Raw genomic sequence first — 26445 nt, forward strand, 5'->3', positions numbered from 1 at the left:
CTATTGTTGCGTACGATGCCTGAGCGGAGGCGTAGCACCCGCAGCCGTGCTGCGGGTGCTACGTCAATTGATTCTGCGACGGCCGGTCAGCCGCTTGGGGGACTGGCCGATCCAAAGCCAGCTTCGTTTGCCGCTAAGAGCCGGCGGTCGGCTCGTATTTCGCGACGAGCATCCGCTTGAGAACTTTTCCGCTGTGCCCCATCGGGAGAGCGTCGGTGAACTCGACCCGACGAGGGTATTTATATGCGGCGAGACGCTCTTTGCCCCATTCGATGATCTCTTCATTCGATCCAGAGGTGACGTCCTCCGGCCGGGCGGGGACGATGATCGCCCAGACCTCCTCACCGAGCACAGGATGCGGAACACCGATGACCGCCACCTGTGCCACGGCCGGATGCCCGACGAGGATCTCCTCGATTTCGCGCGGATAGACGTTGTAGCCGCCACGCAGAATCAAGTCCTTCTTACGCCCCACGACCGAAAGGTAGCCGTCGCCGTCCAGCCTGCCGAGATCGCCGGTGAGGAACCAGCCGTCGATCAGAACCTCGGCGGTGATATCAGGGCGATCGAGATATCCGGCCATGACGTTCGGACCGCGCACCACGATCTCGCCCACCTCACCGACGGGCAGGAGATCGATCCTGTCGGAATTCGGCCGAGCTATACCGACAGTGATGCCGGTGATCGGAACACCGACTGTTGCGGATCTAAAAGTCAGGCCGGGATAGTGATAGGCAACGCTGCAGGAGGTCTCGGTCATCCCGTACCCCTCGTACACAGGACATCCGAAAACGCTTCGGACATCGTCGAGGGTCTTGACCGGAAGCGCCGATCCCCCGCTGTACACGCGGTCGAGCCGAGGAACCGGCTCTCCCTGGGCCACCGCATCGAGCAACCCGAAATACATGGTCGGCACGCCCATGAACACCGTGCACCGGTGTTTCGTCATCAGTGCGAGAGCCTCCCGACCGGAGAACCTCGACATCATGACCATGGATATACCGGCGCGGAAGCCGGTCAGCATGCCGCAGATCTGACCGAAACCGTGCGACAGCGGCAAACACCCGAGCAGTACGTCGTCACTCCGGAACATGTACGGAGTGGTGACCATCCTCTCGACGTTGTGCAGAATGTTCCGGTGGGTGAGCATCACCCCTTTCGGCTTGCCCGTCGTGCCGGACGTGTAGAACACGACCGCGACATCGTCGGGTTCCCGCACCGCGGAATCGTCGATCGGCTCTGTGTCCCGTGCCGCGCTCTCCAGGTCGACCGTGCCCGCGGGGCCCGGTCCGACGGTGAGGAGCACCGTGCCGAGCGGCTCCGCCGCCTCCCTCGCCCGGGTGAGCAAGGAGGCGGCGCACACCAGAAAACGGGCGTCGGCATCGGTCAGTACGTGATCGATCTCCGACGCGGTCGACATGACACTCAGCGGGATCGCGACGGCGCCGGCCGCCAGCACGCCGAAGTACACAACGGGAAACTGCGGGGTGTCGACCAGGAGCATGGCGACCCGGTCTCCCGGCCGTACCCCGTTGGCTCGCAGCACGGAGGCGTAGCGACGTGCCTGTTCCCACAGCCACCCGTAGGTGAAGTGCTCGGACTCGTAGATCACGGCAGAGTGGTCAGGTCGCTGCGCCGCCGTGTCGGCCAGCACGCCGGCAACTGACATGGTCACCAGTCTCGGGAACTCGCGGTCGGGATGTTCAGTTCCTTCCAGATTCCCTGCAGGGCCTGGGCGAATTCCTCGACATCCTTCTGATCGTGCACGGCAGACGGAGCGATCCGCAGGATCTCCTCGCCCGCGGGCACGCTGGGGGCATTGATGGACTGGACGTAGATCCCGTGCCGCTCGAACATCAGCTGGGACGCCCGCTTGCACATTTCGTCATCACCGACGAAGGCCGCAACGATGTGGGAGTCCGTCGAAATGAACGGGATGTCGGCCGCGATCAGAAGGCTGTGCAGGTGCTGCGCATTCTCCGAGAGGAGCTTCCGCTCGACATCGGAAGACCGCAGGTACTGAACCGAGGCCAGCGCACCGGCCGCAACCGCCGGCGGCAGCGAGGTGGTGAAGACGAACGAGCGCGAATAGGTCCGCACCGCGTCCACGAGGGCCGCCGGTCCCGCAATGTAGCCGCCGACCGTTCCGTAACCCTTGGCCAAGGTGCCCATCACGACCGTGAACCGGTCGGCGATGCCTTCCCGCGCGGCGATGCCGGCGCCCTGCGGGCCGTACATGCCGACCGCGTGGACCTCGTCGATGAAGGTCGTGGCACCGTACTTGTCCGCAATGTCGGCGATCTCGGCGAGCGGCGCAACGTTGCCCGACATGGAATAGACCGATTCCACGACGATGAGCTTCGGGCTGTCGGCGGGAGCGGCCGCGATCAGTTCTTCCAGGTGGGCGACGTCGTTGTGCCTGAAGACGTGCTTCTTCGCGCCGCTGTGCCGGAGACCGTCGATGATCGAGGCGTGGTTCTTCGCATCGGAAAATACGATGGTGTCCTTCGGAAGCCCCGCCAGAACGGAGAGGGACCCCTCGTTGGCCGTGTATCCCGACGTGAAGAGGAGAGCGGCCTCCTTGCCGTGCTGGTCCGCCAGCTCATTTTCGAGCAGGACGTGGTAGTGGTTGGTTCCACCGATGTTCCGGGAACCTCCGGAGCCTACGCCGTGAGCATCGATCGCGGCGTGCATGGCCTCGATGATCTGGCGATTCTGGCCCATTCCCAGATAGTCGTTGCTGCACCAGACGCTTACTTCCGAATCCACCCCGTCGCGCCGCGCACTGGCCATGGGGTAATCACCGGAACGGCGGCCGATCTCCAGGAACTCGCGCTTGCTTTCAGCAAGATCTTCAGCGGTGTTCCCACTCAGGTATGATGCCAGGTGAACGTTCATTCACTCGCCTTCTCGACGTAGCGGTTGGATTGACCTGCGAACCGAAAGGTCCACGCTAGGAATATTGCGACTTCAGGAGCACCTTGTCGGGCTTGCCGTTGCTGTTCATCGGCAGTTCGCTCAAGACATGAATCTTCTCGGGCACGTGAATCGGGGAAAGCGCCTCAGCAATTCTCGCGCGAATGTCTTCCACTTCGACCACCTCAGCCGGATCGCATTCGATCGCGGCGTGGATGTGATCGCTTCCGTCCTCGTCCTGCACGCCGTAGACGGCAGCGTGCCGGACACCCGGGTGGGAAAGAATTTCCGCCTCGAGAACTATGGGATGAACCTTGACGCCGCCGACCTTGATGACGTGGGCCACCCGACCCAGGAGAGTCAAATAGCCTCGCTCGTCGAGACGGCCGATGTCTCCGGTGAAATACCAGCCGTCACGAAGAACTTGTGCAGTCAACTCCGGGTTGCCGTTATAGCCGTCCATCATCTGAGGCGAGCGGACACGAACCTCGCCGATTTCCCCCACCGCCAACTGCGCGCCCGAATTCGAGTTGCAGACGACGACCTCCGCCCCGGGGAAGGGCCGGCCGACCGTGGCCGCGAGTTCCGGGTCGCCGTGCTCCTCGGGCGTCAGGATCGTGATGCGACCGCTCTCACTCGTGGCATACCCCTGCGCCATGGATGGGCCGAAAATCCGAAAACCCTGTGTCAATCTGGCGGGCGCCGCGGGGCTGCCGCCGTAGACGATCCGCTTCAGCGAAGACAGGCCCGCGGCTTCAAAAGCGTCTCGGTCGCGGATTCCTCGCTCGAGCAGATGATCGATGACCTGGAACACGTGATTTGTCGCCATGAACGTCCACGAGACCTCCTTCTCCGCGGAGACGGTGTCCACGAATTTCTCGGCATCGAAGCTCTCATGGACGTAGAGCGCTCCGCCCAAGGCGAAGACCGCGTCTACCATCGGGGCGACGCCATGACTCAGAGGGGTCGACACCAGGATCGACGCACAGTCGTATTCACGACCGACCTCCATCCATGCACGCATGGTGGCTTCCCACGCGCGGCCCGACAACCGGATTCCCTTGGGCCGTCCCGTGCTGCCACTCGTGAAGCCGATGAAGGCCAGCGCCTCCGGGTCCCATGAAACGGCGTCCGGGGTACCGGCAAAATCGACCCGGCCGACCTCATCGCGTTCCCCATGCTGAAGTCGCGTTACCGGGATCCCACTGCCATCGGCGAGCTCTGCCGCGCGCTCCGAACCTTCGGCATCGGCATAGATGGTTACGGCTTCGGTTTCGCGCAGAATCTGGATCTGGTGATCCAGCGGAAGGATCGTCGTCCTGGTACCGGGATTAGTGGTCCGCACATAGCACACGGCGCCGCCGAGCAGATGTGTCGCGTACCGCACGGTGAGCATCTCAGGGCTGTTGGGCGCGACCAGAATCGCCACCACATCCCCCCTGCCCACTCCGCGATTGCGCAGCGCAAGGAACGTTTCAGTCACGGACCGAATCAGGTCGCCACCGGAGAAGGCTTTGCCACGCCAATGAACGACATCTCGATCGGGCGCGGCCGCGAGCAGTGAGAGGATCTCCGAGACATAACTTTGACTTGCACGCCACCAAGGCTCGGGCAGGCTCATGGGACTTCCTTTGATTTCGCCAACTATAACGACGTTATCTAATTGGGCGGTTCAATCTTCGCCGCGCAATCGAAGTAAGCGGTAGATCGTTCGACTCGCTATAACGGAGTGCCGGAAGGCATCACGATGTGGGTAGCCGGGAAGGCGTCACGATCTGGGTAGCCGATCGGCGCACGCGCCAGGGCCGGACCCGGCCCCTCGACTTCGTCGAGCGCTCTCCCTGCCCGGGATGGCGGGTCCCGGCCGTCGGTACGGGCGTGCGGCCCGGAACGTACATATATGCACGGGAGCGACCGAAGATGCTTCAACTCCCTCTGATCTAGCTCAGATTCCCTCGCGCTCGTGGCAGTCCCGGCGGACACTTGGGGCACGTTGCCGGAGCTCTCTTGAGGGGGATTGCCGATGCGGGACAGCCATCGCGGTGAGGCCGAGCGGCTGTTGGAGCGGGCCGTGGACGAGGAGGCCCAGCGGGCTGCCGGGACGGGGCAACCGGTCGACAAGGCGGCGCTGCTGACGCGCGGCCTGGAGGCGCTGGACGCGCTCGCGGCGAGCGCCGCCGAGGAGTACGAGGCGTACGTACGGGCCCTGGACGAGACGGCGGCCGGGGAGGAGTCCCTCGGCGAGGCCTTCCGGCGCGGGAACACCTCGACGGCCCTGCTCGTGACGGCGGTTGCGGCCGCCGCGGCCGTCGGGGCCGACCTGTCGCTCGGCGTGGCGGCGGGCACCGCGCTGACCGCCGGGGCCGTCACCGCCGTCGCCGGGGCGGCGGCCACGGTCGCCAAGGTGGCCGCCGGGCACCTGCCCGCCGCCAACCGCCGGGCCGGGGTGCGCGGCCGCCCCGGCGGGCCGGAGCAGCTGAGGCTCCAGTGGCTGACGGCGCTGGAGGTGCGCGGGATCCGCCCGTTCATGGAGCAGCAGCGCGCGGTGGTCGCCGCGGCGCGGGTGCCCCGGCAGCCCTCCCGGCCGGCCGCGGCGTCGCTGCGCGGGACCGACCGCAGCGCGGAGGCCCGGCGGCGCAGTGTGCTGGAGCAGTCCTTCGGTCAACTCCCCCAGTCCGGAACCCTGTTCACGGGCCGTCGGGCGGAGCTGACGCGGATCGCACAGTGGGTGCAGGCGGCCCGGGCCAGTACGGAGACCCGCCCGGTGGTCGTGGTGCTCCACGGCGGGCCGGGGGTGGGCCGCACGGCCCTGGCGCTGCGGGCCGCGGACGCGCTGCGGGACCAGTTCCGCGGGGCCTGCGTGGTGGACCTGCGGGGCGGCTCGCTCAGCGGGGAGGCGCCGCTGTCGACCCGGGAGGCGCTGCTGCACCTGCTGAACCGGCTGGGCGCACCGCGCGAGCAGCTGCTGTTCCGCGAGGGGTCCTCGGCGGAGCAGCAGGTACGGCGCCTGGGCGAGCTGTACCACCAGCACCTCCAGGGGCTGCCGGTGACGGTGCTGCTGGACGACGCCGTGGATGCGGCGCAGGTGCGGATGCTGGTGCCGGAGCGGTCGGAGAGCCTGGTGCTGGTGACGGCGCGGGAGCCGCTGGAGCTGCCGGACCTGGCGGCGTGGGTGCACCAGCTCCCGGTGGAGCGGCTGACGGAGCCGGAGGGCGCGGAGCTGGTGCGTGCCGGGGCGGAGGCGGCCGGCGGGGCCCCGTACGAGGAGGAGGCCGTGCAGGGTCTGCTCGCGCTCGGCGGCGGGCTCCCGCTGGCCCTGCGCGTCCTGGCCCCGCTGGGGGCCGTACCGGGGGAAGGTCCGGCCGCTACCGGTGGCGCCGATGCGCTGGAGGACGCCCTGGACCTGGCCTACGTACGCCTGCCCGAGGAACGGCGCAGGCTGCTGCGGCGGCTCACGCTGGCGGGGCGGGCCTCGCTCGGCCCGTCGGCCGCGGCGGCGCTGATCGACGCGGACCAGGCGGCGGCCGGGCGGCTGCTGCGCGAGCTGGCGCAGGCGGGCCTGCTGGACCCCGTACGCGGGGAGCGGTTCCGGATGCACGACGCGGTGCGCTCGTACGCGGCGGCGCGGCTCGCGGCGGACGAGGACCGGGCCGAGGCCTCGGCGGCGCACGGGCGGCTGATCCGGAACTACGCGCAGCTCGCGGACTCGGTGATCCGGATGGTCGACGGGAAGATGTCGACCCGGGCGAACCACTTCGGCGGGCACGGCTTCGCCTCGCTGGACGCGGCGCTGCGCTGGCTGGACGACGAGTCCAGCTTCATCACGGCCGCGCTGCGGCACTCGGAGGACGTGGACCAGCAGGCGGTACTGGACCTGCTGGGCGCGCTGTGCGACTTCTGCCTGCTGCGCGGGGACCTGTACCGGCTCGGTGAGATCAACGAGCTGACGCAGGCGGTGGAGGCCGCCCGGCAGGGCGAGCCCGGCCAGGGGCGACTGGTCCGCTCGGTGCAGTGGCGTACGGGTATCGCGGCGCGCCAGCTCGGCGAGCTGGACAAGGCCCGCACCACGCTGACCTCGGTGGTCGACCAGTACATGGAGGCGCAGCAGGACGCGGGCGCGGGCATGGCGCTGATCTCGCTCGGCATCACCCTGCACCACCAGGGGCAGCTGCCGGAGGCCGCGGCCCGCATCCGCGAGGCGCTGGTGCTGCAGGAGCCGGACAAGCTGGCCGGCGACCGGGCGTGGGGGCTGCACGCCCTGGCGGCGGTGGAGCGGGACCGGGCGCACCTGGCGGAGGCGATGCAGCTGCTGGAGCAGTCGCTGGACCTGCACCGGGAGAGCGAGAGCGTGCACGGCGAGGCGTGGGCGCACTTCCAGCTGGGGCAGGTGTACCTGCGGCTCGGGGACGTTCCGCGGGCCGAGGCGGAGCTGAAGCTCGCCCTCGAGCTGTACGGGCGTACGCGCGACGAGCGCGGTCAGGCCTGGGCGCTGACCCAGCTGGGCCGGGCCCGGGTGGTGGACGGGGATCCGGGGCCGGCGGTGGAGCGGCTGCGGGAGGCGCTGGCCCGGCACCGGGAGCAGGAGGACGCGCGCGGGGAGGCGTGGACGCTGTACTACCTCGGGCAGGCGCTGGAGGAGGGCGGCGAGCGCGACCAGTCGGTACGGGAGCTGGAGCGGGCCCGGACGATGTTCTCGCGGATGCGGGACGTGTACGGGCTGGCCCACGCCCGGCACCACTCGGGCCGGGTGACGCGCGACCAGCGGGCGGCGCAGACGGGGAACCTGAGGAACTCCGGGTTCGCGCGGCAGCTGCTGGTGGATGCGCGGGCGGACTTCCGGCGGATCGGGCTGGCGCACGGGGAGGCGTGGACCTGCCTGGAGCTGGCGGTGGTGGACGCGGGCAACGGCCGGGCGTCGCAGGCGCTGGGCCTGTGCGAGGAGGCGGCCCGGCTGTTCATCTCGTACGGGGACCGGCGCGGGGAGGACTGGGCCCGGTTCCTGCGCTGCACGCTGCTGCCGTACGCGCTGCCGGGCGCGGGCGTGGACGAGGCCCGGGCGGAGCTGGCCCGGCTGGCCGCGTCGCCGCACCCGATGCGGGACGGGCGCCTGGAGGACAGCCTGGACACCTACGCGGTGGTGCTGGGGCGGGGTGTGGACCCGGCGGAGGGCTGGCAGGCGTGGCGCCTCGCGCTGGTCCCGAACCTGCACTCGCGGGAGATCATGGGCGTCCCGATGCCACCGGCCCAGCCGGCCGTATGACCGCATACCGCATGAGCCGTACGGGCCCGGCCGCAGGCACGCGCAGTCGCCGCCCCTCCCGCGCGGCGGGAGGGGCGGCGGCGCACCGCCTGGAGGACGGCTCCCTACGGAGCCGGGTCCGCGGCGGGGGCAGCGGCTGCCGCGCCCGCCTCCGGGGCTTCCTTGAAGTCGACCTTGCCCATGTGGCGGCTCATCGACTTCATCAGGCCCCACACCGCGAGGGCGAGGGCCGCGAACACGATGAAGCCCAGGACTCCGGGGGTCACCTTGTTCTTGTCGAAGGTGTCACCCGCGAGCGGAAGGAGCTCGGTCAGTGCTGCGTGCGTAGCGCTCATAGCTACGCATTCTCCCGGATGCCCTCGAAGAGGTCGGACTCGGGGAGGGAAGTGTCGACGAGCGACTTCGCGAGCTCGTACTCCTCCGTGGGCCAGACCTCCTTCTGGATCTCCATCGGAACGCGGAACCAGCCGCCGTCCGGGTCGATCTGCGTGGCGTGCGCGATGAGCGCCTTGTCACGGATCTCGAAGAAGTCGGCGCACGGCACGTGCGTGGTCAGCGTCCGCTCGGTGCGCTCGAACTCCTTCCAGCGCTCCAGCCACTCCCCGTACGGGGACTCCATGCCGCGCGAGAGCAGTGCCTCGTGCAGGGCGATGGTGCGCGGCTTGTTGAATCCCTGGTTGTAGTAGAGCTTCTGCGGCTGGTACGCCGGGCCGAACTCGGCCTCCGGGTACTTCTCGGTGTCGGCCGCGCTCTCGAAGGCCACCATCGAAATCTTGTGGGTCATGATGTGGTCGGGGTGCGGATAGCCGCCGTTCTCGTCGTACGTGGTGATGACCTGCGGCCGGAACTCGCGGATCTTCTTCACGAGGCGGCCGGCCGCCTCGTCCACGTCCTCCAGGGCGAAACAGCCCTCGGGCAGCGGGGGCAGCGGGTCGCCCTCCGGCAGGCCGGAGTCGACGTAGCCCAGCCATTCCTGCTCGATGCCGAGGATCTGGCGCGCCTCGTCCATCTCCTTGGCACGGACCTCGTGGATGTTCTCCTCGATGTATTTGTCGCCCTGGAGCTTGGGGTTGAGGATCGAGCCGCGCTCGCCCCCCGTGCAGGTCACCACCAGCACGGGAACCCCCTCGGACACGTACTTGGCCATGGTGGCCGCGCCCTTGCTCGACTCGTCGTCGGGGTGGGCATGGACGGCCATCAGTCGAAGCTGCTCGGTCAAGACAGGATCCTCTTTAAGTCGTCAGGGCGGCGGCGTCGCCTTCTATATTGACTCCTCCCCTCAGCAAGCAAATTGCGCGGGGGATTCCTGGCTCACGCTGCCCGGTCGTCCTGCGGACGATGGGGTCTTCTGCGATCGGCACCAGCCGGGGTGAGACCAGCCCGGACGAGCATCACACGCGCGGAGTTCTTCTCCCTGGGGGAGGCTGCTCCGCACGCACTGCACGTGTAGGTACGTTCCGAAAGCGGCAGTGCGTGCTTGGTCTTGAACCGTGGCATCCCTGCGCGCCTACGCATCGGCAATCGCGCTCCGATGTCTTTCAGTGCCTTTGTCCGGGATTTGCCGAAGTCCCGGATGATCTGCTGCTGCGGCACCGAGGCACCTTCGCGCAGCCACTCGTGCTCAGCACGCCACCCGGTCAGCATCTTGTCCAGCACAGCTGGTCCGCAGGCCTCCCCGGCCACGCGGGCCGCCCGGGACCGGGCAACGCAGCTGTTCCACACCCAGCGGCACCGATCCCACTCCGAGAGCAGAGCCGCTTGCGCAGTGGCTGACACGCGTAGCCGGTACGTGTACCGAGCGTGTCCGGCCCGTCTCGGCTCCGCCCGTGGTGTCACGGCGGCAAAATACCGCTCAGCACCCCTGTCGTGGAGCCGGTTTCCCCCGGAAAGGGGGGGAGGAGCCCCGCCCCTGGCCGAAGGCCGTGACATCCTCCGGTTACGGTGTCCGAACCGGGCGAACGGAACATGCCCGGACCCGAGAAAGGAACGATCAATGAGTGCGGTGCGCGAGGGGCTGCCCGAGGGTCGTTACGGGCGGTCGGGGGACGAGCGTGCGGACCGGAAGCTCAAGATCGTCGGGTCGGTGCTGGGCGTCGGGCTGCTGGCGCTGGTCGGCTGGATCGGCTGGGACTACGTCGCCGGTCAGAGCGTCAGCGCCGAGGTGATCAAGTTCCAGGTGGTCTCGGACACCGAGGTGAAGGTGCACCTGGAGGTGCGCAAGGACGCCTCGGTCACCGGGGTGTGCACGCTGAGCTCCCAGAACAAGGAGCACGCCGAGGTCGGCCGCGCCGACTTCACCTTCGGGCAGAAGAGCACGCGCGTGGACGAGATGCTCTCGCTGAAGACCACCGGCCGCGCGACGATGATCGAACTGGTGGGCTGCCAGGCGGCGACGGGCACCACGCCCGCGGCAGACTGAGCTCTTTCCTGCTCACAGGCCCAATGACACACTTCATACACATGGTGTCCTCCCCCTTTTCTTCCCGAATTGTTAGGCTCGTGGTTTCGCCCGCCGCTGGCGGCTTTGTAGTCCCCTGTACCGACGAGGAGCACCCGTGACCCAGACGAGCGAGAGCGTCACCTGGCTGACCCAGGCGGCGTACGACCAGCTGAAGGCCGAGCTGGACTACCTCTCTGGTCCCGCACGCACGGAGATCGCCACCAAGATCGCAGCCGCCCGCGAGGAGGGCGACCTGCGCGAGAACGGCGGTTACCACGCGGCCAAGGAGGAGCAGGGCAAGCAGGAGCTCCGCGTCCGCCAGCTGACGCAGCTCCTCGAGAACGCCAAGGTCGGCACCGCACCCGCCTCCGACGGCGAGGTCGCGCCCGGCACGGTCGTCACCATCGCCTTCGACGGCGACGAGGACGACACGATGTCCTTCCTGCTCGCCTCGCGCGAGTACGCGTCCGGGGACTTCGAGACCTACTCCCCGCAGTCCCCGCTGGGCACCGGTGTGATGGGCAAGAAGATCGGCGAGGACGCCGAGTACGAGCTGCCGAACGGCAAGAAGGCCGCCGTCAAGATCCTCGACGTCAAGCCCTTCAACGGCTGATCACCCCACGACATCGAGAAGCCCCCGCCGGAGCGATCCGGCGGGGGCTTTCCCGTGCCGTGGGACCTACGCGGTCGCCGAGCGGTACTTGCGGACCGAGAGGGTCCGGAACACCGCGATGATCAGTACGGACCACAGGACCGACGCGACCACCGGGTGCTGCATCGGCCAGGCCGCCGGCGCCTCGTACCCCGGCGGGAAGTTGCCGAACAGCCCGCGGGCCGCCTGGACGGTCGCGCTGAAGGGGTTCCACTCGGCGATGGTCCGCAGGAAGGTCGGCATGTTGTCGGACGGGACGAAGGCGTTCGAGATGAACGTCAGCGGGAAGAGCCAGATCAGCCCGCCCGAGGTGGCCGCCTCGGGGGTGCGCACCGACAGGCCGATCAGCGCGCCGATCCAGGAGAACGCGTACCCGAGCAGGAGCAGCAGGGCGAAGCCGCCCAGGACCTCGCCGGCGCTGGTGTGGGTGCGCCAGCCGACGAGCAGGGCGACCACGGCCAGGACGACCAGGGTGAGGGTGGTCTGGACGAGGTCGGCGAGGGTGCGGCCGGTCAGGACGGCGCCGCGGGCCATGGGCAGCGAGCGGAAGCGGTCGATCAGGCCCTTGTGCATGTCGTCCGCGATGCCCGCGCCCGCGCCGGCCGTGGCGAAGGTGACGGTCTGGGCGAAGATGCCGGCCATCAGGAACTCGCGGTAGGCGGCGGGCGAGGTGTTGCCGTCGACGCTGATCGAGCCGCCGAAGACGTAGCTGAACAGCACGACGAACATGACCGGTTGAATGACCCCGAAAATTATCATTTCGGGAATCCTGGACATACGGATCAGATTCCGCTTGGCGATGACGAGGGAGTCGTTGACGCCCTGGACGATGCCGCCGCGCGGGCGCGGCGGCGCGAGCGGCGGGGGCGGGGAGGCGGTGGTGGTCACTTCGCCGCCTCCTTCGAGGCCGATGCCGAGGCCGGCTCCGAGGCCGGCTCCGAGGCCGAGGCCGGCACGGACGGCGACGGCGATGCCGGTGTTGGTGCCTTGTGGCCGCGGCGGCCCTTGGCGTCCGCCGGGGCACCCTCGCCGTTCTCCTCGTCGGCCAGGGCGGCCGCGTGGCCGGTGAGGGATATGAACACGCCGTCGAGGGTGGGCCGGCGCAGGCCGATGTCGTCGATCTCGATGCTGCGGGAGTCCAGCTCGCGGATGACCTCGGCGAGCAGCTTGGCGCCGCCGGTGACGGGGACGGTCAGCTTCCGGGTGTGCTCCTCGACGGCGGTCTCGCCCTTGCCGAAGCCGGCGAGCACCGCGCGGGCGTCGGGGATGCGGTCGCGCTCGTGGACGACGACCTCGACGCGTTCGCCGCCGGTCCGGGCCTTGAGCTGGTCGGAGGTGCCGCGGGCGATGACCTTGCCGTGGTCGACCACGCAGATGTCGTGCGCGAGGTGGTCGGCCTCCTCCAGGTACTGAGTGGTGAGCAGCAGGGTGGTGCCGCCGGCGACCAGTTCCTGGATGATCCCCCACAGCTGCTGGCGGTTGCGGGGGTCGAGTCCGGTGGTCGGCTCGTCCATGAACATGACGGGCGGGCTGACGACGAGGGCGGCCGCGAGGTCGAGGCGCCTGCGCATGCCGCCGGAGTACGTCTTGGCCGTGCGGTCGGCGGCGTCGCCGAGGTTGAAGCGTTCGAGGAGCTCGGCGGCCCGGACCTTCGCCGCCTTGCCGCTCATCTGGTAGAGCTGGCCGACCATCCGGAGGTTCTCGCGGCCGGTCAGGTACTCGTCGACGGCGGCGAACTGGCCGGACAGGCCGATGGCGCGGCGCACTTCGTTGGGGTGTTTGAGGACGTCGATCCCGGCGACGACGGCCTTGCCGCTGTCGGGCTTGAGGAGGGTGGTCAGGACGCGCACGGCCGTGGTCTTGCCGGCGCCGTTGGGGCCGAGCAGGCCCAGCACGGTGCCTTCGGGGACATCGAGGTCCACGCCGTCCAGTGCCCGTACCTCGCCGAAGGTCTTGACCAGGCCTTCGGCATAGATGGCGCCTGGCATTTGGGTTCTCCCAGTGTGCATCGGGGCCAGCAGAATCGTTACATTCCTACGCAATCCTAGGGGCGCCGGACCGTCCTCGCCCGGCCGTTCGGGGGACTTACGCTATCGCGTTATATCGCGTGCCGCTACGGGGCTGCGCGCCGTTCCTCGGGAACCGGTCGGCTCGGGCCTGCTCCGCTCAGGTCTGCTCGGGCCGGCTCGGCTCAGCCCATGACCGTGTACCCGGCCGCGTGCAGCGAACGCGCGACCTCGGTGCAGTGCTCCGGGCCCTTCGTCTCCAGGTGCAGCTCCACCTCCACCTCGGTGAGCCCCAGCCGCGGGTCGGTCCGTACGTGGCTCACGTCCAACACGTTCGCGTCCACCACCGACAACACCCCCAGGAGACCGGCCAGCGCCCCCGGCCGGTCGGACACGCGCAGCCGCAGCGAGAGGTAGCGGCCCGCCGCCGCCATGCCGTGCCGCAGGATCCGCTGGAGCAGCAGCGGGTCGATGTTCCCGCCGGACAGGACCGCGACCACCGGGCCGCCCCCGCCGTACAGCTCGGGCCGGCTCAGCAGGGCGGCCACCGGACTGCACCCGGCGGGCTCGACGACGAGCTTGGCGCGCTCCAGGCAGAGCAGCAGGGCGCTGGAGAGGGCGTCCTCGGAGACCGTGCGGACGCCGTCGAGGAGGTCCCCGATGATGTGGAACGGGATGTCGCCGGGGCGGCCGACCTTGATGCCGTCCGCCATCGTGACCGGGTTGTCGATCGAGACCGGGTGCCCGACCCGCAGCGAGGGCGGGTAGGCGGCGGCGCCCTCCGCCTGGACGCCGATCACCTTGACGTCCGGCCGCAGCGCCTTCACCGCGACGGCGATGCCCGCCGCGAGGCCGCCGCCGCCGATGCCGACGAGGATCGTCCGCACCTCCGGGCACTGCTCGAGGATCTCCAGGCCGACCGTGCCCTGGCCCGCGATGATGTCGCGGTGGTCGAAGGGGTGGATGAACACCGCCCCGGTGCGGTCCGCGTACTCCTGGGCCGCCGCCAGGGTCTCGTCGACGACCTGCCCGGACATCCGCACCTCGGCGCCGTACTCCTGCGTGGCCGCCACCTTCGGCAGCGGCGCACCGACCGGCATGAACACCGTCGAGCGGACGCCGAGGAGGGAGGAGGCCAGGGCCACGCCCTGCGCGTGGTTGCCCGCGCTGGCCGCGACGACGCCGGCGGCCCGCTGCTCGGGGCGCAGGCCCGAGATGCGCACGTACGCTCCGCGCAGCTTGAAGGAGCCGGTCCGCTGGAGGTTCTCGCACTTGAAGTGGATCGGGGAGCCGGTGAGGGCGGTCAGGTGCCGGCTGCCTTCCATCGGCGTGACCCGGGCGACGCCCGACAGCATCTTCTGGGCCCCCCGGACGTCGTCGAGGATGACCTGCGGGACGGGCACGGGCACGCGGTAGTTCATGCCGCCAGTCTCGCAGCCCGCACGGATCACGGCGTCCGGCCGACAGCCCGGTCAAGAGCCCGGCCAACGGCCCGGCGAGGAGGGCCCACAGGGGGCGAAATCCGGCCATCCGGGACGGGCTCGGGGCGCTGGTCCCCACTGCCCGCACCAGTTCTCGTACGAGGCGTACGAGCCGCCCCACGGCCGCGTACTCTGTCCCCCATCCTTGTCGGCCCCACGTGAAGAGAGCTCACGGCCATGCCTTCCACCCCGGCCAATTCCGACCTGCCCACGGCGGCCGAGGCGTCCGCCGAAGCCGGTCTCCTCGACGCGCTCCAGCACCAGGTGGCCGTCTTCGCCCGCCGCGCCGAGCAGACCCGCCTGGGCGGGGTCGGCCAGGCCCGCAACTCGATGGACCGCGCCGCGTACCTGCTGCTGAACCGGCTCGACCTGGAAGGCCCGATGGGCGTCAAGGCGCTCGCCGGCGGCATGGGCATCGACTCCTCCACCGTCACCCGCCAGGTCGCGCCGCTCGTCGACAGCGGCCTGGTCAAGCGCACCTCGCACCCGGAGGACGGGCGGGCCGTGGTCCTCGCGCTCTCCCCGCGCGGCCTCGCCCGGCTCGAGGAGGTCCGCTCCTCGCGGCGCGAGCTGATGGCCCGGGTGACCGAGGACTGGAGCGAGGACGAGCGCGAGTCGTTCACCGGGCTGCTGACCCGTTTCAACGGTTCGCTGTCGGAACTGATGGGCGCCGTCTCGGAGGCGGGCCCCGCTTCCTGAGGACGGGCACGAGCCGGGGCCGTCCCACCTCTTGACCGGGGCGGTCCCGCTGCCCGCACTATGTGGCCTGTGGACGACCACGGGCCGGGCGCCTACGCGGAGTTCGAAGCCTTCGTCGCGGGTGCGGCGGGGCGGCTCCTGCACGTCGCCGTCCTGCTGACGGCCGAGCCGGAGGCCGAACCCGCCGCCGCCCGCCGGCTGCTCGCGGACGCGCTGGCCCGTACGTACGCGAACTGGCGCCGGGTGCGCGGCGACGACCCGTACGACCACACCCGCCGGGAGCTGTGCGACGCCTTCGCCCGCACCGGCTGGCGCCACCACGGCGGCAAGGGGCTGCTCGCCCGGCTCGGCCCGCTGGAACGGCTCGTGCTGGTGCTGCGCGTGTACGAGGGCGTCGCGGAGGAGGTCACCGCCGCGCAGCTGGGGCTGCCGCTCGATCGCGTGCGGGTGCTGTGCAACCGGGCCGTGGCCGCGATGCGCTCGCGGGAGGCCGCATGAGCGTCCCCGACCGCAAGGAGGACCAGGTCAGGCGGCTGCTGGAGGGCCCCCACCCGGTGGTCCCGGCCGGGCTGGCGGCCAGTGCCGCGGCCCGCGGGGACCGGCTGCTGCGCCGCCGCCGGGCCCTGCGCCGGGCCGGCTGGGCCCTGCTGTTCGCGGCGGCGGTGGCCTTCGCGGTGTGGGCCTCGCTGGCCCGCCCGTGGGAGATCCCGCCGAGCGGCGTCTCCCCGCCCCTGGAGGGCTGGTGACCACCGCTCGGCGGTTGTTGACCGTACGGGACGCTCAGCCGAGGGCCTGGGTCAGGTCCGCCAGCAGGTCGTCGGCGTTCTCGATGCCCACGGAGACGCGGACCAGGTCCGCCGGGACCTCCAGGGCCGAGCCGGCCACCGAGGCGTGGGTCATGCGGCCCGGGTGCTCGATGAGGGACTCGACGCCGCCGAGGGACTCGGCCAGGGTGAAGATCTTGGTGCGGGCGCAGACATCGACCGCCGCCTGCTCGCCGCCGACGACGCAGAAGGAGATCATTCCGCCGAAGTTGCGCATCTGCTTGGCGGCGATCTCGTGGCCCGGGTGCTCGGCCAGACCCGGGTAGAGGACCTTGTGCACCTTGGGGTGCCGGGTCAGCATCTCCGCGATCTTCGCCGCGTTCTCCGCGTGCCGGTCCATGCGGACGGCCAGCGTCTTGATGCCGCGCAGCACGATCCAGGAGTCGAAGGGGCCGGCCACGGCGCCCATCGCGTTCTGGTGGTAGGCCAGTTCCTCGCCGAGCGCCGCGTCGGCGGTGACGAGCGCGCCGCCGACCACGTCGGAGTGGCCGCCCATGTACTTGGTCAGCGAGTGCACGACCACGTCCGCGCCGAGCGCGAGGGGCTGCTGGAGGTAGGGCGAGGCGAAGGTGTTGTCCACGACCAGCTTGGCGCCGGCCGACCGCGCGATGTCGGCGACGACCGCGATGTCGGTGATGCCGAGCAGCGGGTTGGAGGGGGTCTCGACCCAGATGACCTTCGTCTTCGGGGTCAGGGCGGCCCGTACGGAGTCCGCGTCGGAGGTGTCGGCCACCGACCACTCCACGCCCCAGCGGGAGACGACCTTCGCGAAGAGGCGGAAGGTGCCGCCGTAGGCGTCGTTCGGGATGACCACGTGGTCGCCCGGGGAAAGCAGCGTACGCAGCAGGCAGTCCTCGGCGGCGAGCCCGGACGCGAAGGCGAGGCCGCGCCGGCCGCCCTCCAGCGCCGCGAGGTTCTCCTCCAGCGCGGTCCGGGTCGGGTTCGCGCTGCGGCTGTACTCGTAGCCGCCGCGCAGTCCGCCGACGCCGTCCTGCTTGTACGTGGACACCTGGTAGATCGGGGGCACGACCGCGCCGGTCAGCGGGTCCGCCGTGTTGCCCGCGTGGATCGCGCGGGTCTCGAAGCTCTGGTGCTCGTGGCTGTCGTCGCTCATGGGCCGATGCTATGCCCCGGCCGCCGACGAGCCCACTGCACACCCGGTGGTGCGGCCGTGCACGGCCGGATGCGGAGTGCCGGTGGGGCATTGGCCTTTGCGCGGGTGCGTCTGGTTCGCTTGGGGCCATGGAGATTCTGTGGTTCGTGATCGCGCTCGGCCTGCTCGTGGCCGCCTTCAGCCCGTACATACGGCGCCGGCGGGGCGGCGGCGTACGCCTGGTCGCGCCGGGCAGCCCTGACGCGGCCGACCCGGAGAACTACGGTTTCGCCCGCCAGGAGCACCTGGACATCCGCGTCCCGGGCCCCGACGAGGACCTGATGGACGCCCTGGAAGCCGTGCAGGGCAGCGGCCGGTGGCAGGCCGCGTCCCAGCTGCTGGCCGGGACCCCGAAGGAGGGCGAGATGCGCTGGCAGCGGATCCAGGCCTTCGGCGGGGCGGCGGCGCTGGAGCTGGTGGAGCGGCCCGGGGTGGGCGCGCAGTGGCTGAAGGCCTGGCGGCTGGAGGCCGAGAAGGACGCGGGCGGCGCGCAGGTGCACGCGGAGCTGCTGGTGCAGCAGGCGTGGCGGCACTCGGGCGGCGTGGGCTCCACGGACCACCGGATCATCCTGGAGGAGGCCCGGGAGGCGTGCCGCAGGGCGGCGCTGCTGGCCCCGGGCGACCCCGTCCCGTCCATCACGGAGCTGGCGGTCGCGCGGGCGCTCGGGTACTCGGAGGCGGAGTTCGACGCCCTGTGGGCGAAGGTCATCGACGTCGCGCCGGCGCACATGGGCGCGCACCTGGCGGCCCTGCACTACTGGTGCGAGAAGTGGCACGGCTCGCGGGAGCAGGCGGACGCCTTCGCGCACGCGGCGGCGGCCCGCGCCCCGCAGGGCTCGCTGCTGGCGGCGCTGCCGCTGTTCGCGGTGTACGAGCACGTCCCGGAGGTCGTCCTGACGAACTTCTGGCAGGGCGCGGTCGTGACCCGGGCGGTGGAGGGCGCGCTGTACGCGGTGCACACCGCCCGCCAGGACGACCCGATGCTGGCGCACGTCCGGCACATGCTGCTGTCGTTCCTGGTGCCGATGGAGCGCTGGGCGGAGGCGATGGAGCAGGTCCGCCACATCGACGGCTACGTCGGCGCCCTGCCGTGGTCGGTCTCCCCGGACCCGGCGGCGCAGTACGCGGTGTACCGCGCCCTGGCGGTGGCGGGCTACGAGGCCAACGGCGGCTCCCCGGCGACGCTGCCGCACTGACGCGGCGGCGCGGCGGCGGCGCGGCGCCCGCAGGCAGGAGCCCCGGCCCCCCTGGCTCCCACCTGCGGAATCGCGATGAATAAGGTTGCTGTAAAGATCCGCGGGCCGCATGATGACCCGGCGTGACCGCCCGGGCCCGGCCGACCACCGCGCGCCTGCGGCACACCCGCGGTACACCCGCAGCACCTGACATGCACCTGCACATGCACCTGAACCACTTCATCCCGTGGGGGGATCCGTCCATATGGGCGCTTCACTGCGCGCGCTGCGCGCCCTCGTCCTGCTCGCAGGCTTCTACCTGCTCGGCTTCATCCTGCTCGGCGTGCTCGCGGCCGCCGACTGGGCCACCGTCACCCGGCTGCACGGCGGCATCGCCTTCAAGATCCTCATCGTCTCGGTGGTCCTCGCGGTCCCGATCGTGCGCGGCATGTTCATGCTCCGCACCCCCAAGGGCGCTCCGAAGCCCGGCGTGCCCGTCACCGAGCAGCAGGAACCCGTCCTGTGGCAGACCGTCCGCGACATCGCGGCGCAGGTCGGCACCCGCGCCCCGGACGAGATCCTGCTCATCGACGAGGTCAACGCGGCCGTCAGCGAGGACGCCCGGCTGCTGGGCCTGAAGTCCGGCACCCGCCGCCTCTACCTGGGCCTGCCCCTGATGACCGGCCTGGACGAGATGCAGCTGCGCGCCGTACTCGCCCACGAGATGGGCCACTACGCCAACCTCGACACCCGCCTCACCCCGCTGATCGCCCGCGGCCGCGCCCAGCTGATCCGCACCATCGGGCACTTCCACGACCGCGCCGACACCAAGGTCGCCCAGGAGCGGGCCCGGCAGGAGAAGGCGGCCGAGAAGCGGGTCGCCAAGGGCAAGGAGGCCAAGGAGGTCGACACCACCGGCCAGGGCGCGATGTACCGGGCCATGGCGAAGATCTACACGGCGTACGCGCGCTTCTACATGCGCGCCACCCTCTCCGGCAGCCGCCGCCAGGAGCTCGCCGCCGACCTGGCCTCGGTCCGCGTCGCCGGCCGCGACTCCGCCGCCTCTGCGCTGCGCGAGCTCAACGCCATCGGCCCCGCCCACGACTTCTACATGGACTCGTACGCCACCCTCGGCGTCGGCGCCGGCCTGCTGCCGCCCTCCGGCCAGGTCTTCGGCGGCCTGCGGCAGCTGCTCGACGCCCGCTCGGACGAACTGGACGGCCTGCGCCGCGAACTGTCCACCGAGCCCACCTCCCCGTACGACTCGCACCCCGCGCTCGCCGAACGCGTGGCCCGCATCGAAGCCATGCCCGACGACGGCCGCGGCGCGCAGCCCGCCCGACCGGCGCTCGAGCTGCTCGCCTCCCCGCAGGCCGCGCTGGCGGCGCTGGAGCAGGCGGTCCTGACCCCCGAGGCGCTCGCGCTCACCCGCGTGGACTGGGCGGACCTCGTCCACGAGAGCATGACCCGGTACGTCGGCCAGGGCGCGCAGGAGATCCGCGAGGCCGTCGCCGCCGAGGGCACGGCCCCGGAGCTGGCGGCCCTGCTGGACGCCGTCGACGCCGACCCGGCGCTGCGCTGGCGGATCGCCGACCGCTTCCCGAAGTCCGAGGAGGCGGCGTCCGCCACCGGCCGCGCCGCCCGCGAGTTCACCCGCCCCGTGCTGCGGCGCGCCCTGAAGCAGCTGGTCACCGCCGAGCTGACGGCCCGCGGCGCGGCCCGCTGGCAGCTGTCCTGGTCCGACTCGGCCGCCCTGCAGTACGCGGCCGACGGGTTCGAGGAGCAGCTGGAGCTCGCCCTGGACGCGCTCGTCGCGGACCTGCCCGGCACCGAACCGCTGCGGAAGCTGGTGCTCGTCTGATGCTCGGCCTGATCATCTTCGGGATCCTCCTGATCAGCGGCGCGTACAAGCTGCTGCGTGCCCGCAAGGCCGGCGGCGGCGCGGGCAGGCGCCGCTGGGCGAGCCGCGCCGACGGCCTGGCGGCGGTCGCGCTGGGCTTCGCCCCGGCCGAGCGGCTCGACACCGACAACGGGTCCCCGCTCCTGCCTGCGGACACGGCCGCGCTGGCCGCCGTACGGGCGGGCGACTGGCAGGCCGGCGCGGCCTGGGCGGACGCGGCCGGGCAGAACTGGGACGAGCGGATCCGGCGCGTACGGGAACTGGCCGAGCCGGCCGCCGAGGACGACGCCTGGCTGCTGGCCTGGCGGGCGGCGCGGCCGCAGGACCCGACGGCGGCGGCGGTGCACGCGGACGCCTCGGTGCTGGTGGCGTGGAACGTGCGCGGCTCGCTGAGCGCGAAGAACACGACGCAGGAGCAGTTCCGGAACTTCCACCGGCTGATCGCCGCCTCGCAGGAGGCGATGCACGAGGCCCAGCGGCTCGCCGACCCGGCGGACCCGGTGCCGTACATGCTGGAGCAGCCGGTCGCCATGGCGCTGGGGTACTCCCACGAGCGGTACGGGCAGCTGTGGGCGCAGATCGTCGAGCGCGACCCGAAGGTGCTGGCGGCGCACACGGGCGCCCTGCAGTACTGGTGCCGCAAGTGGCGCGGCTCGCACGAGGAGGCGGAGGCGTTCGCGCGGCGGTCGGCGGCGGCGGGCGCCCCGGGTGAGCTGCTGTCGCTGCTGCCGCTGTACGCGTACCTGGAGTACGAGATGTCCGAGTCGGAGCTCGACCCGAGCGTCTACTACAAGCGGCCGGAGATCGTGGCGGCCACGGACGCGGCGCTCGCGGACGTGGCGGCGGCGGACCCGGCCGACCGGCGGGTGACCCGGGTGCGGCACATGCTGGCGTGGAACCTGTACTGGCAGGACCGGTACACGGAGGCCGTGGAGCAGTTCCGTGCCGTCGACGGGCACATCGGGGCGACGCCGTGGACGTACGCGGCGGACGCCAAGGCGCGGTACGTGCAGGCGAGGGACTTCAGCGTGCGGCGGGCGGTCACGCAGAAATGACGAAAGTCTGACGCGGTCGCCGGGGGCGGGTCGGGGGGGGAATCCCGGCCCGCCCCCGCCCGTTAAGGGAGAACCACTAGGAGGGAATCATGTTCTCGTACCGCCGCACGCCCGAGCTCCCCACCCGCGAGGAGGCCCTCCAGGGCCGCGCGACCCCGCAGTTCTCGCTCCCGGACCGGCACACCGTGCTCGGCAACCCGCTCACGGGGCCCTACCCCGCCCACCTCCAGGTGGCCGACTTCGGCCTGGGCTGCTTCTGGGGCGCGGAGCGCAAGTTCTGGCAGACCCCGGGGGTGTGGACCACGCTGGCCGGCTACCAGGGCGGTTTCACCGAGAACCCGACGTACGAGGAGGTGTGCTCGGGGCAGACCGGCCACACCGAGGTCGTCCGCGTGGTCTTCGACCCGGCGCAGGTCTCGTACGCCACCCTCTTGAAGCTGTTCTGGGAGTCCCACAACCCGACCCAGGGCTTCCGCCAGGGCAACGACGTCGGCACCCAGTACCGCTCGGCGATCTACACCCACTCCGAGGCCCAGCAGACCGAGGCCGAGGCCTCCCGCGCCGCATACCAGCAGGTCCTGGCGTCCTCGGGCTACGGCGACATCACGACGGCGGTCCTCCCGGCGGCGGATCGCCCCTTCTGGCCGGCAGAGCCCTACCACCAGCAGTACCTCGACCGCAACATTGACGGCTACTGCGGCATCGGTGGCACGGGCGTAGCCTGCCCAATCGGCATCGCAGAAGCGCCTGGGGAGTGAGCGGCGCCCTACTCCCCGACCCGGCACACGAGCGGCTGACCCGGCTCTGGCAGGCCCACAGGCCTGCCGGGCCGATGCTGCCGTGGGAGCTGAAGACGGTGTACGGGGACCGCTGGGTGCGCTTCCACAGCCTGCCGGAGTCGAAACGCTACGCGAAGGACGAGGCCGAGTACGCGGTCCTCCTCGACCGGTACAACACAGTCCTCGACGAGCTCTTCGCGGGCGGCGAGGCGTACGTGGTGACCACCGACTGGGCCGACCCGTCCGAGCCGACGGACTATTCGGCCCACCGCGCTGCCCTCCACCCGGAGGGCACGCTGTGGACCACCCTGGACCACACCGACGACCCGGATCCGGCCTTCCACACACGCTGGTACTTCTACGCCGACCGCCGCCCCTGGCGACGGGGCTGCCTCGACCAGCTGCTCCGCGCTGTCGCGGACGACACCCTGCCAGGCATCTTCGTGGCGGACACCGAGCTCACCCGTATCCACCACCCGTACGACGGCGGCGCGGACGTCATCCTCGCCACCCCCGAGGAACGGGACCGGCTGCGCGACTGCCACTCCACCTGGCTGCCCGCGCACCCCTCGGGCTACTGATCAGGATGGGTCGTAGCCGTAGACCCGCTTCGCGTCCAGGTGGAGCTCGTACGGGCCGAAGCAGTCTGCGGCAAGCGTGGCCACTCGGGCGCCACAAGGACAGGCACGGTTGAGTCCGCTGCCTCCGGACGGACCGCAGCATCCGCCGCTGTTCTCCCAGTCTGGCAGCGGCCGGAGGTCAGGCGCGCCCTCGGGGTGGATCACGATGTTGTTGCGCGGCCCGGCAGAGACCATTGCCACCCCTTCATCACTCCGCCAGGGCCCACGCGGCTGTGCAGGCCCGCCCTCTTCCTGATCTGGATGCGGCACGTACGGGGCACCCCACGGTTCGGTCTCGATCGCGTAGTACCCCTGCGGGAGCGTGGCCGACGCCAGCCGACTCACGTTGTCCCGTTCTTCGTCGTCAGGCACTGAGGGAACGGCAGGCAGCGGCTTCAGGTCTGGCGTAAGACTGCCGCCGCACTTGGCACACAGGAAGACGGTCATGCTGCCGTTGTAGCCGCCGCGTACGTCCCAACGCATCCTCGATTCCAACCGAGAAGGCTGCTTTCCTGTTCTGGAAAGGATCAGCGCTTGACCTCGCCGCGACCGACTCGGGAGCATCGAACGCAACAGGCGTACGCCGACGTGTGGGGGCAAGGATGCTGCGGAAGCTGTCCGGTGACCCGGAGTGCAGGAACGGAACGTGCCCGACGCTGTGGGGTACTGAGGACGCCAAGGACTACGTCGTGCAGGGCTACGTCATCACTGACCCCGAGCGGCTGGCGCAGCTCGACCTGCCCGAGGGCGAGACCGCCGTCGTGGTCCCGGCCGCGGTGCTGGAGGAGTACTTCCGTGCTCAACGGTGAGGAGTTCGCCCGTCTCTTCGAGACCTTCGAGCGGACCGCCTTCCGACTTGAGACGCTCTCCGTCTACAGCGTGGAGGAGGAGCGCGAGGAGTTCGAACGCTTCCTGGCCGGCGGGGACATGGGCCCTGGCTGGGGCGACAACCCGTGGGTACGGTCGATGACCGACAAGGGCAAGGAGGTTTCGCGCGTCCATGTGTTCAGGTCTCCGCTGACCGACTACCTGCGGTACGAACTGGCCGCCTACCCGGGCAACATCACGGCTGGCGAGACCATCGGCATCATCGACAAGACCAACCAGGACGTGGCCGACCTGCCCGATCACGACTTCTGGTTGTTCGATGACCAGGACGTGTACCGGATGCACTACACGCCCGAAGGTGCGTTCATCGGCGCCGAACTGCTTCCTGCCCACTACCTTGCCGAGTATCAGGACTACCGAGACCGCGCCCTGGCCGAAGCGGTGCCGTTCGCGGACTACTGGGAGCGGCACCACTGACCGCCGACTCGATCGGGAAAGCCCTGCGGGCGCTGCGCGATGCATCCGGACTCACGGGTAACGCGGTGGCCCGCAGGGCTTCCATGTCTGCCGGGAAGCTCTCGAAGATCGAGACGGGCAAGGTACGACCGACCGTCCAGGACGTGGACCTGGTCCTCACCGCCATAGGCGTGAGCGAAGAAGTCAAGGCAGAGTTCCTGGCAGCCGCCCGCGTTGAAGCCACCGAGGCCACCGCATGGCGCCTGCTGCGCCGCATGGGCCCGTGGAAGCACCAGAAGACCATCCGGGCCATCGAGGCCGGCACCACCACGCTCAGGCTCTTCCAGGGACAGCTCATCCCCGGACTCCTCCAGACGCCCGAGTACGCCTCCGCCGTCTTCTCCCTGCCTCCGGCCCTGCCGGAGGACATCAGGTCCAAGACCGTGGCTGCCCGCCTCGAACGGCAATCCGTCCTGTACGAACCGGGCAGGTCCTTCCGCTTCCTGATCTGTGAGCACGTACTCCGGTGGCGCATCAGCGAGCCCGTGGTCATGGCGCTCCAGCTCGACCGGCTCGTATCCGTGTCCCGTCTGCCCAATGTCTCGCTGGGTGTCGTGCCGTCCGACCGCCGGATGCCCGATTTCCCCATGACCTGCTTCAGCCTCCACGACGACCGGCTCGTCATCGTGGAGACGTTCCACTCCGAGGTCACCACCCGCGACCCGAAGGACGTCCAGCTCTACCTCGACACCTTCGAACGGTTCGCTGCGGTGGCGGTCTTCGGCGATGCCATGAGAACCCTGGTCGAGGGCATCCGGGACGGATTCTTGCCCCAACAGGAAAGGTCCTAGAACGAGCTGATCAGCGGGTGAAGCATCAGCGGTGCCAACACCCGAGGGAGGAAATCCCAGTGAGCAGCCCCAGCACCACGATGGACCCGCCGGTTCAACTGTCCCTCCCCCGCACACCCCCTGCGCCTGCGCCGGGCTGCGGCGTGTGCGCCGCCCTTGCGAAGCAGCGCACAGCGGCGTACGGCGCCGGGGACCTGTCCGCCGTATCGGACTGCAACGTCGAGTTGACCGCGCATCCCAAGAAGCACCCCGGGGTGCAGTAGTGGACATGCAGGTCTGGAGAGACGGACGTACAGCGGCTCTGAACGCCTCCGATGCCATGCGCGAGGTGCTCGCCTCCCTGGGCCTGCCGGAGAGCGCCTACGCGGCGATACGCCCGCAGGTGACTCCCCGAGGCCAGCCGCTCGTACACCTGGACTCAATACCCGCTGCTCACGTCGAGCAGATCGCAGAGGCGCTACGAGGCACCCGGACACACCGCGAGCGGGACAGCGGTGCCCTTCCCACCTGAATCAAGGAGGACCAGATGACCGACCTGTACAGCCTCGACATCACCGGAACCCACTTCAGCAAGGCGTGCGGAGGCAACACGCACCCGGACGGCGAGGCGTGCGTGACCCTTTCCAAGATCGGCCCGGACTCGTGGGCCCTGGGTGACAGCAAGCGGCCGACTGCCGAGCCGCTGCGCTTCACCACTGCCGAGCTGGACGCGGCCGGTATCGACCCCGCGCGATTCGGGCTCTCCGCCTGACGCCCTGCGCACCCCCTTCACTGACGGCCTCGCCCACATGCCGACGGGCGGGGCCGTCCCCTTCTCCAGGAACGGAACACGCAGTGCACATCCACGGGTACGCCTGGCTGGGTGAGAAGAAGGCGTTCGACAAGGAGAGCTTGAGGCGACCGCCGGGCACTCCGCCAACGGCGGGCAGCCCATCGGATGTGATCGAGCGGTACCGCTCGGCGGTGGCGGAGTTTCCCATGACGGACGTACCACCGCTTCAGACAGCGCACTGGCTGATGAAACCGGCGTCGATGGTCCGGGGCACGTGGCAGGAACCGAAAGAGGCCGGGGAGTGGCTGGGTCTTCAGCTCGCACAGGCCGCCTCTCGCTTCTCCAGCGGGCAGGACCGAGACGCAACCCGTCTGATGCTTGTGGCGAAGGCCGCTGTGGAGCGGCTGACATGGGGTGGAGACGTGTCCCTCGGCCACTACCTCGGGGGCACGCTCTTCCACTCGATTGCGCTCGTGACGTGCTCCCCCAACCGCACCGGAACCGACCTGCCCTGCCCCATTCGATAGGCCGGCGGCAGCGGTAGTCCATACCCGCAAGACAAACGAAGGGGCACCAGC

At 70.3% G+C, this 26445-nt stretch carries 28 protein-coding genes and 1 pseudogene; 18 read left to right on the forward strand and 11 right to left on the reverse strand.

Annotated elements, in window-relative coordinates:
* Positions 1-133 precede the first annotated feature (133 nt).
* The 3 genes from OG299_RS15655 to OG299_RS15665 are packed head-to-tail and all read right to left on the reverse strand — an operon-like array spanning position 134 to position 4537.
* Positions 134-1669, reverse strand: coding sequence for a long-chain-fatty-acid--CoA ligase (locus OG299_RS15655; RefSeq protein WP_327361801.1), 1536 nt, complete (start codon positions 1667-1669; stop codon positions 134-136).
* Positions 1670-1671: 2 nt separating this feature from the next.
* A complete protein-coding gene (gene hemA / locus OG299_RS15660) occupies positions 1672-2898 on the reverse strand; it encodes a 5-aminolevulinate synthase (RefSeq protein ID WP_327361803.1) in 1227 nt (408 codons plus the stop codon).
* A 55-nt stretch (positions 2899-2953) separates the two neighbouring features.
* Positions 2954-4537: a class I adenylate-forming enzyme family protein gene (locus OG299_RS15665; protein WP_327361804.1), complete on the reverse strand. Its 1584-nt coding sequence runs from the start codon at positions 4535-4537 to the stop codon at positions 2954-2956.
* Between the two features lie 402 nt (positions 4538-4939).
* Here OG299_RS15665 and OG299_RS15670 point away from each other — a divergent pair, with 402 nt between their 5' ends.
* Positions 4940-8176, forward strand: a complete 3237-nt coding sequence (locus OG299_RS15670) for a tetratricopeptide repeat protein (RefSeq protein ID WP_327361805.1) — start codon at positions 4940-4942, stop codon at positions 8174-8176.
* Positions 8177-8280: 104 nt separating this feature from the next.
* On the opposite strand, the gene OG299_RS15675 is transcribed toward OG299_RS15670, so the two are convergent.
* From OG299_RS15675 to OG299_RS42740, 3 genes and pseudogenes are all read right to left on the reverse strand, one after another.
* Positions 8281-8511 (reverse strand): hypothetical protein, encoded by a 231-nt coding sequence (locus tag OG299_RS15675; RefSeq protein WP_266626094.1) that lies wholly within the window; start codon positions 8509-8511, stop codon positions 8281-8283.
* A 2-nt stretch (positions 8512-8513) separates the two neighbouring features.
* Complete coding sequence (gene mca, locus OG299_RS15680) at positions 8514-9395, reverse strand: mycothiol conjugate amidase Mca (RefSeq protein WP_266626096.1); 882 nt, start codon at positions 9393-9395, stop codon at positions 8514-8516.
* A 254-nt stretch (positions 9396-9649) separates the two neighbouring features.
* Positions 9650-10012: pseudogene (locus tag OG299_RS42740) on the reverse strand (RNA-guided endonuclease TnpB family protein); the annotation flags it as partial.
* Positions 10013-10169: 157 nt separating this feature from the next.
* Here OG299_RS42740 and OG299_RS15685 point away from each other — a divergent pair.
* Positions 10170-10595 (forward strand): DUF4307 domain-containing protein, encoded by a 426-nt coding sequence (locus OG299_RS15685; RefSeq protein ID WP_266626098.1) that lies wholly within the window; start codon positions 10170-10172, stop codon positions 10593-10595.
* A 136-nt stretch (positions 10596-10731) separates the two neighbouring features.
* Positions 10732-11229 (forward strand): transcription elongation factor GreA, encoded by a 498-nt coding sequence (gene greA, locus OG299_RS15690; protein WP_266626099.1) that lies wholly within the window; start codon positions 10732-10734, stop codon positions 11227-11229.
* 66 nt (positions 11230-11295) lie between these two features.
* On the opposite strand, the gene OG299_RS15695 is transcribed toward greA, so the two are convergent.
* The 3 genes from OG299_RS15695 to ilvA all read right to left on the reverse strand — a co-directional run bounded on the left by OG299_RS15695 (position 11296) and on the right by ilvA (position 14695).
* The gene (locus tag OG299_RS15695) at positions 11296-12156 is read right to left on the reverse strand and encodes an ABC transporter permease (RefSeq protein WP_327361806.1); all 861 of its coding nucleotides are present in this window, start codon (positions 12154-12156) and stop codon (positions 11296-11298) included.
* The gene (locus tag OG299_RS15700) at positions 12153-13256 is read right to left on the reverse strand and encodes an ATP-binding cassette domain-containing protein (RefSeq protein WP_327361808.1); all 1104 of its coding nucleotides are present in this window, start codon (positions 13254-13256) and stop codon (positions 12153-12155) included. The genes OG299_RS15695 and OG299_RS15700 overlap by 4 nt, the downstream gene beginning before the upstream one ends.
* Before the next feature lie 203 nt (positions 13257-13459).
* On the reverse strand, positions 13460-14695 hold the full coding sequence (ilvA, locus tag OG299_RS15705; RefSeq protein WP_266626102.1) for a threonine ammonia-lyase: 1236 nt from the start codon (positions 14693-14695) through the stop codon (positions 13460-13462).
* 237 nt (positions 14696-14932) lie between these two features.
* On the opposite strand from ilvA, the gene OG299_RS15710 reads away from it, so the two are divergent.
* The 3 genes from OG299_RS15710 (at position 14933) to OG299_RS15720 (ending at position 16200) form a co-directional block, all read left to right on the forward strand.
* Complete coding sequence (locus tag OG299_RS15710) at positions 14933-15454, forward strand: MarR family winged helix-turn-helix transcriptional regulator (protein WP_053786297.1); 522 nt, start codon at positions 14933-14935, stop codon at positions 15452-15454.
* 69 nt (positions 15455-15523) lie between these two features.
* Positions 15524-15952, forward strand: coding sequence for a sigma factor-like helix-turn-helix DNA-binding protein (locus tag OG299_RS15715; RefSeq protein WP_327361809.1), 429 nt, complete (start codon positions 15524-15526; stop codon positions 15950-15952).
* A complete protein-coding gene (locus OG299_RS15720; protein WP_030290839.1) occupies positions 15949-16200 on the forward strand; it encodes a hypothetical protein in 252 nt (83 codons plus the stop codon). Before OG299_RS15715 ends, OG299_RS15720 begins: the two co-directional genes overlap by 4 nt.
* Positions 16201-16234: 34 nt before the next feature.
* On the opposite strand, the gene OG299_RS15725 is transcribed toward OG299_RS15720, so the two are convergent.
* Positions 16235-17392 carry a cystathionine gamma-synthase gene (locus tag OG299_RS15725; RefSeq protein ID WP_266626104.1) on the reverse strand — a complete coding sequence of 386 codons (1158 nt, stop codon included), beginning with the start codon at positions 17390-17392 and terminating at the stop codon, positions 16235-16237.
* Between the two features lie 128 nt (positions 17393-17520).
* Between OG299_RS15725 and OG299_RS15730 the strand changes: the two genes are divergently transcribed.
* From OG299_RS15730 to OG299_RS15750, 5 genes are all read left to right on the forward strand, one after another.
* Complete coding sequence (locus OG299_RS15730; protein ID WP_266626105.1) at positions 17521-18627, forward strand: hypothetical protein; 1107 nt, start codon at positions 17521-17523, stop codon at positions 18625-18627.
* A 244-nt stretch (positions 18628-18871) separates the two neighbouring features.
* Positions 18872-20467 (forward strand): M48 family metallopeptidase, encoded by a 1596-nt coding sequence (locus OG299_RS15735; protein WP_327361810.1) that lies wholly within the window; start codon positions 18872-18874, stop codon positions 20465-20467.
* A complete protein-coding gene (locus OG299_RS15740; protein WP_266626107.1) occupies positions 20467-21561 on the forward strand; it encodes a hypothetical protein in 1095 nt (364 codons plus the stop codon). The genes OG299_RS15735 and OG299_RS15740 overlap by 1 nt, the downstream gene beginning before the upstream one ends.
* Positions 21562-21650: 89 nt before the next feature.
* Positions 21651-22319, forward strand: a complete 669-nt coding sequence (gene msrA / locus OG299_RS15745; protein WP_327361811.1) for a peptide-methionine (S)-S-oxide reductase MsrA — start codon at positions 21651-21653, stop codon at positions 22317-22319.
* Positions 22316-22921 (forward strand): DUF3885 domain-containing protein, encoded by a 606-nt coding sequence (locus OG299_RS15750; RefSeq protein WP_266626109.1) that lies wholly within the window; start codon positions 22316-22318, stop codon positions 22919-22921. The genes msrA and OG299_RS15750 overlap by 4 nt, the downstream gene beginning before the upstream one ends.
* Here OG299_RS15750 and OG299_RS15755 read toward each other — a convergent pair whose 3' ends face one another.
* Positions 22922-23407 (reverse strand): hypothetical protein, encoded by a 486-nt coding sequence (locus OG299_RS15755; protein WP_266626111.1) that lies wholly within the window; start codon positions 23405-23407, stop codon positions 22922-22924.
* Positions 23408-23562: 155 nt separating this feature from the next.
* Between OG299_RS15755 and OG299_RS15760 the strand changes: the two genes are divergently transcribed.
* The 7 genes from OG299_RS15760 (at position 23563) to OG299_RS15790 (ending at position 26394) form a co-directional block, all read left to right on the forward strand.
* Positions 23563-23769 carry a hypothetical protein gene (locus OG299_RS15760; RefSeq protein WP_060178883.1) on the forward strand — a complete coding sequence of 69 codons (207 nt, stop codon included), beginning with the start codon at positions 23563-23565 and terminating at the stop codon, positions 23767-23769.
* Positions 23756-24265, forward strand: a complete 510-nt coding sequence (locus OG299_RS15765) for a DUF6879 family protein (RefSeq protein WP_327361812.1) — start codon at positions 23756-23758, stop codon at positions 24263-24265. Before OG299_RS15760 ends, OG299_RS15765 begins: the two co-directional genes overlap by 14 nt.
* Positions 24266-24288: 23 nt before the next feature.
* A complete protein-coding gene (locus tag OG299_RS15770; protein ID WP_327364530.1) occupies positions 24289-25095 on the forward strand; it encodes a helix-turn-helix domain-containing protein in 807 nt (268 codons plus the stop codon).
* A 59-nt stretch (positions 25096-25154) separates the two neighbouring features.
* On the forward strand, positions 25155-25358 hold the full coding sequence (locus OG299_RS15775) for a hypothetical protein (protein ID WP_323179028.1): 204 nt from the start codon (positions 25155-25157) through the stop codon (positions 25356-25358).
* A gap of 5 nt (positions 25359-25363) precedes the next feature.
* Complete coding sequence (locus OG299_RS15780) at positions 25364-25606, forward strand: hypothetical protein (protein ID WP_327361813.1); 243 nt, start codon at positions 25364-25366, stop codon at positions 25604-25606.
* A gap of 15 nt (positions 25607-25621) precedes the next feature.
* Entirely contained in the window at positions 25622-25846 is a 225-nt protein-coding gene (locus OG299_RS15785; RefSeq protein WP_266626117.1) for a DUF397 domain-containing protein, read from the forward strand.
* A gap of 83 nt (positions 25847-25929) precedes the next feature.
* Positions 25930-26394 carry a hypothetical protein gene (locus OG299_RS15790; protein WP_327361814.1) on the forward strand — a complete coding sequence of 155 codons (465 nt, stop codon included), beginning with the start codon at positions 25930-25932 and terminating at the stop codon, positions 26392-26394.
* Positions 26395-26445 lie beyond the last annotated feature (51 nt).

Source organism: Streptomyces sp. NBC_01296 (assembly GCF_035984415.1).
Lineage (GTDB): Bacteria > Actinomycetota > Actinomycetes > Streptomycetales > Streptomycetaceae > Streptomyces.

What these genes read in the sequence shown, in the direction of transcription:
- OG299_RS15720 (WP_030290839.1), top strand. Translation starts at nt 15,949, where the DNA reads ATGAGCGTCCCCGACCGCAAGGAGGACCAGGTCAGGCGGCTGCTGGAG.
- OG299_RS15735 (WP_327361810.1), top strand. Translation starts at nt 18,872, where the DNA reads ATGGGCGCTTCACTGCGCGCGCTGCGCGCCCTCGTCCTGCTCGCAGGC.
- hemA (WP_327361803.1), bottom strand. Translation starts at nt 2,898, where the DNA reads ATGAACGTTCACCTGGCATCATACCTGAGTGGGAACACCGCTGAAGAT.
- ilvA (WP_266626102.1), bottom strand. Translation starts at nt 14,695, where the DNA reads ATGAACTACCGCGTGCCCGTGCCCGTCCCGCAGGTCATCCTCGACGAC.
- OG299_RS15665 (WP_327361804.1), bottom strand. Translation starts at nt 4,537, where the DNA reads ATGAGCCTGCCCGAGCCTTGGTGGCGTGCAAGTCAAAGTTATGTCTCG.
- OG299_RS15755 (WP_266626111.1), bottom strand. Translation starts at nt 23,407, where the DNA reads ATGACCGTCTTCCTGTGTGCCAAGTGCGGCGGCAGTCTTACGCCAGAC.
- OG299_RS15700 (WP_327361808.1), bottom strand. Translation starts at nt 13,256, where the DNA reads ATGCCAGGCGCCATCTATGCCGAAGGCCTGGTCAAGACCTTCGGCGAG.
- OG299_RS15655 (WP_327361801.1), bottom strand. Translation starts at nt 1,669, where the DNA reads ATGTCAGTTGCCGGCGTGCTGGCCGACACGGCGGCGCAGCGACCTGAC.
- OG299_RS15710 (WP_053786297.1), top strand. Translation starts at nt 14,933, where the DNA reads ATGCCTTCCACCCCGGCCAATTCCGACCTGCCCACGGCGGCCGAGGCG.
- OG299_RS15760 (WP_060178883.1), top strand. Translation starts at nt 23,563, where the DNA reads ATGCTGCGGAAGCTGTCCGGTGACCCGGAGTGCAGGAACGGAACGTGC.
- OG299_RS15730 (WP_266626105.1), top strand. Translation starts at nt 17,521, where the DNA reads ATGGAGATTCTGTGGTTCGTGATCGCGCTCGGCCTGCTCGTGGCCGCC.
- msrA (WP_327361811.1), top strand. Translation starts at nt 21,651, where the DNA reads ATGTTCTCGTACCGCCGCACGCCCGAGCTCCCCACCCGCGAGGAGGCC.
- OG299_RS15685 (WP_266626098.1), top strand. Translation starts at nt 10,170, where the DNA reads ATGAGTGCGGTGCGCGAGGGGCTGCCCGAGGGTCGTTACGGGCGGTCG.
- OG299_RS15725 (WP_266626104.1), bottom strand. Translation starts at nt 17,392, where the DNA reads ATGAGCGACGACAGCCACGAGCACCAGAGCTTCGAGACCCGCGCGATC.
- OG299_RS15675 (WP_266626094.1), bottom strand. Translation starts at nt 8,511, where the DNA reads ATGAGCGCTACGCACGCAGCACTGACCGAGCTCCTTCCGCTCGCGGGT.
- OG299_RS15740 (WP_266626107.1), top strand. Translation starts at nt 20,467, where the DNA reads ATGCTCGGCCTGATCATCTTCGGGATCCTCCTGATCAGCGGCGCGTAC.
- OG299_RS15785 (WP_266626117.1), top strand. Translation starts at nt 25,622, where the DNA reads ATGACCGACCTGTACAGCCTCGACATCACCGGAACCCACTTCAGCAAG.
- OG299_RS15780 (WP_327361813.1), top strand. Translation starts at nt 25,364, where the DNA reads ATGCAGGTCTGGAGAGACGGACGTACAGCGGCTCTGAACGCCTCCGAT.
- OG299_RS15670 (WP_327361805.1), top strand. Translation starts at nt 4,940, where the DNA reads ATGCGGGACAGCCATCGCGGTGAGGCCGAGCGGCTGTTGGAGCGGGCC.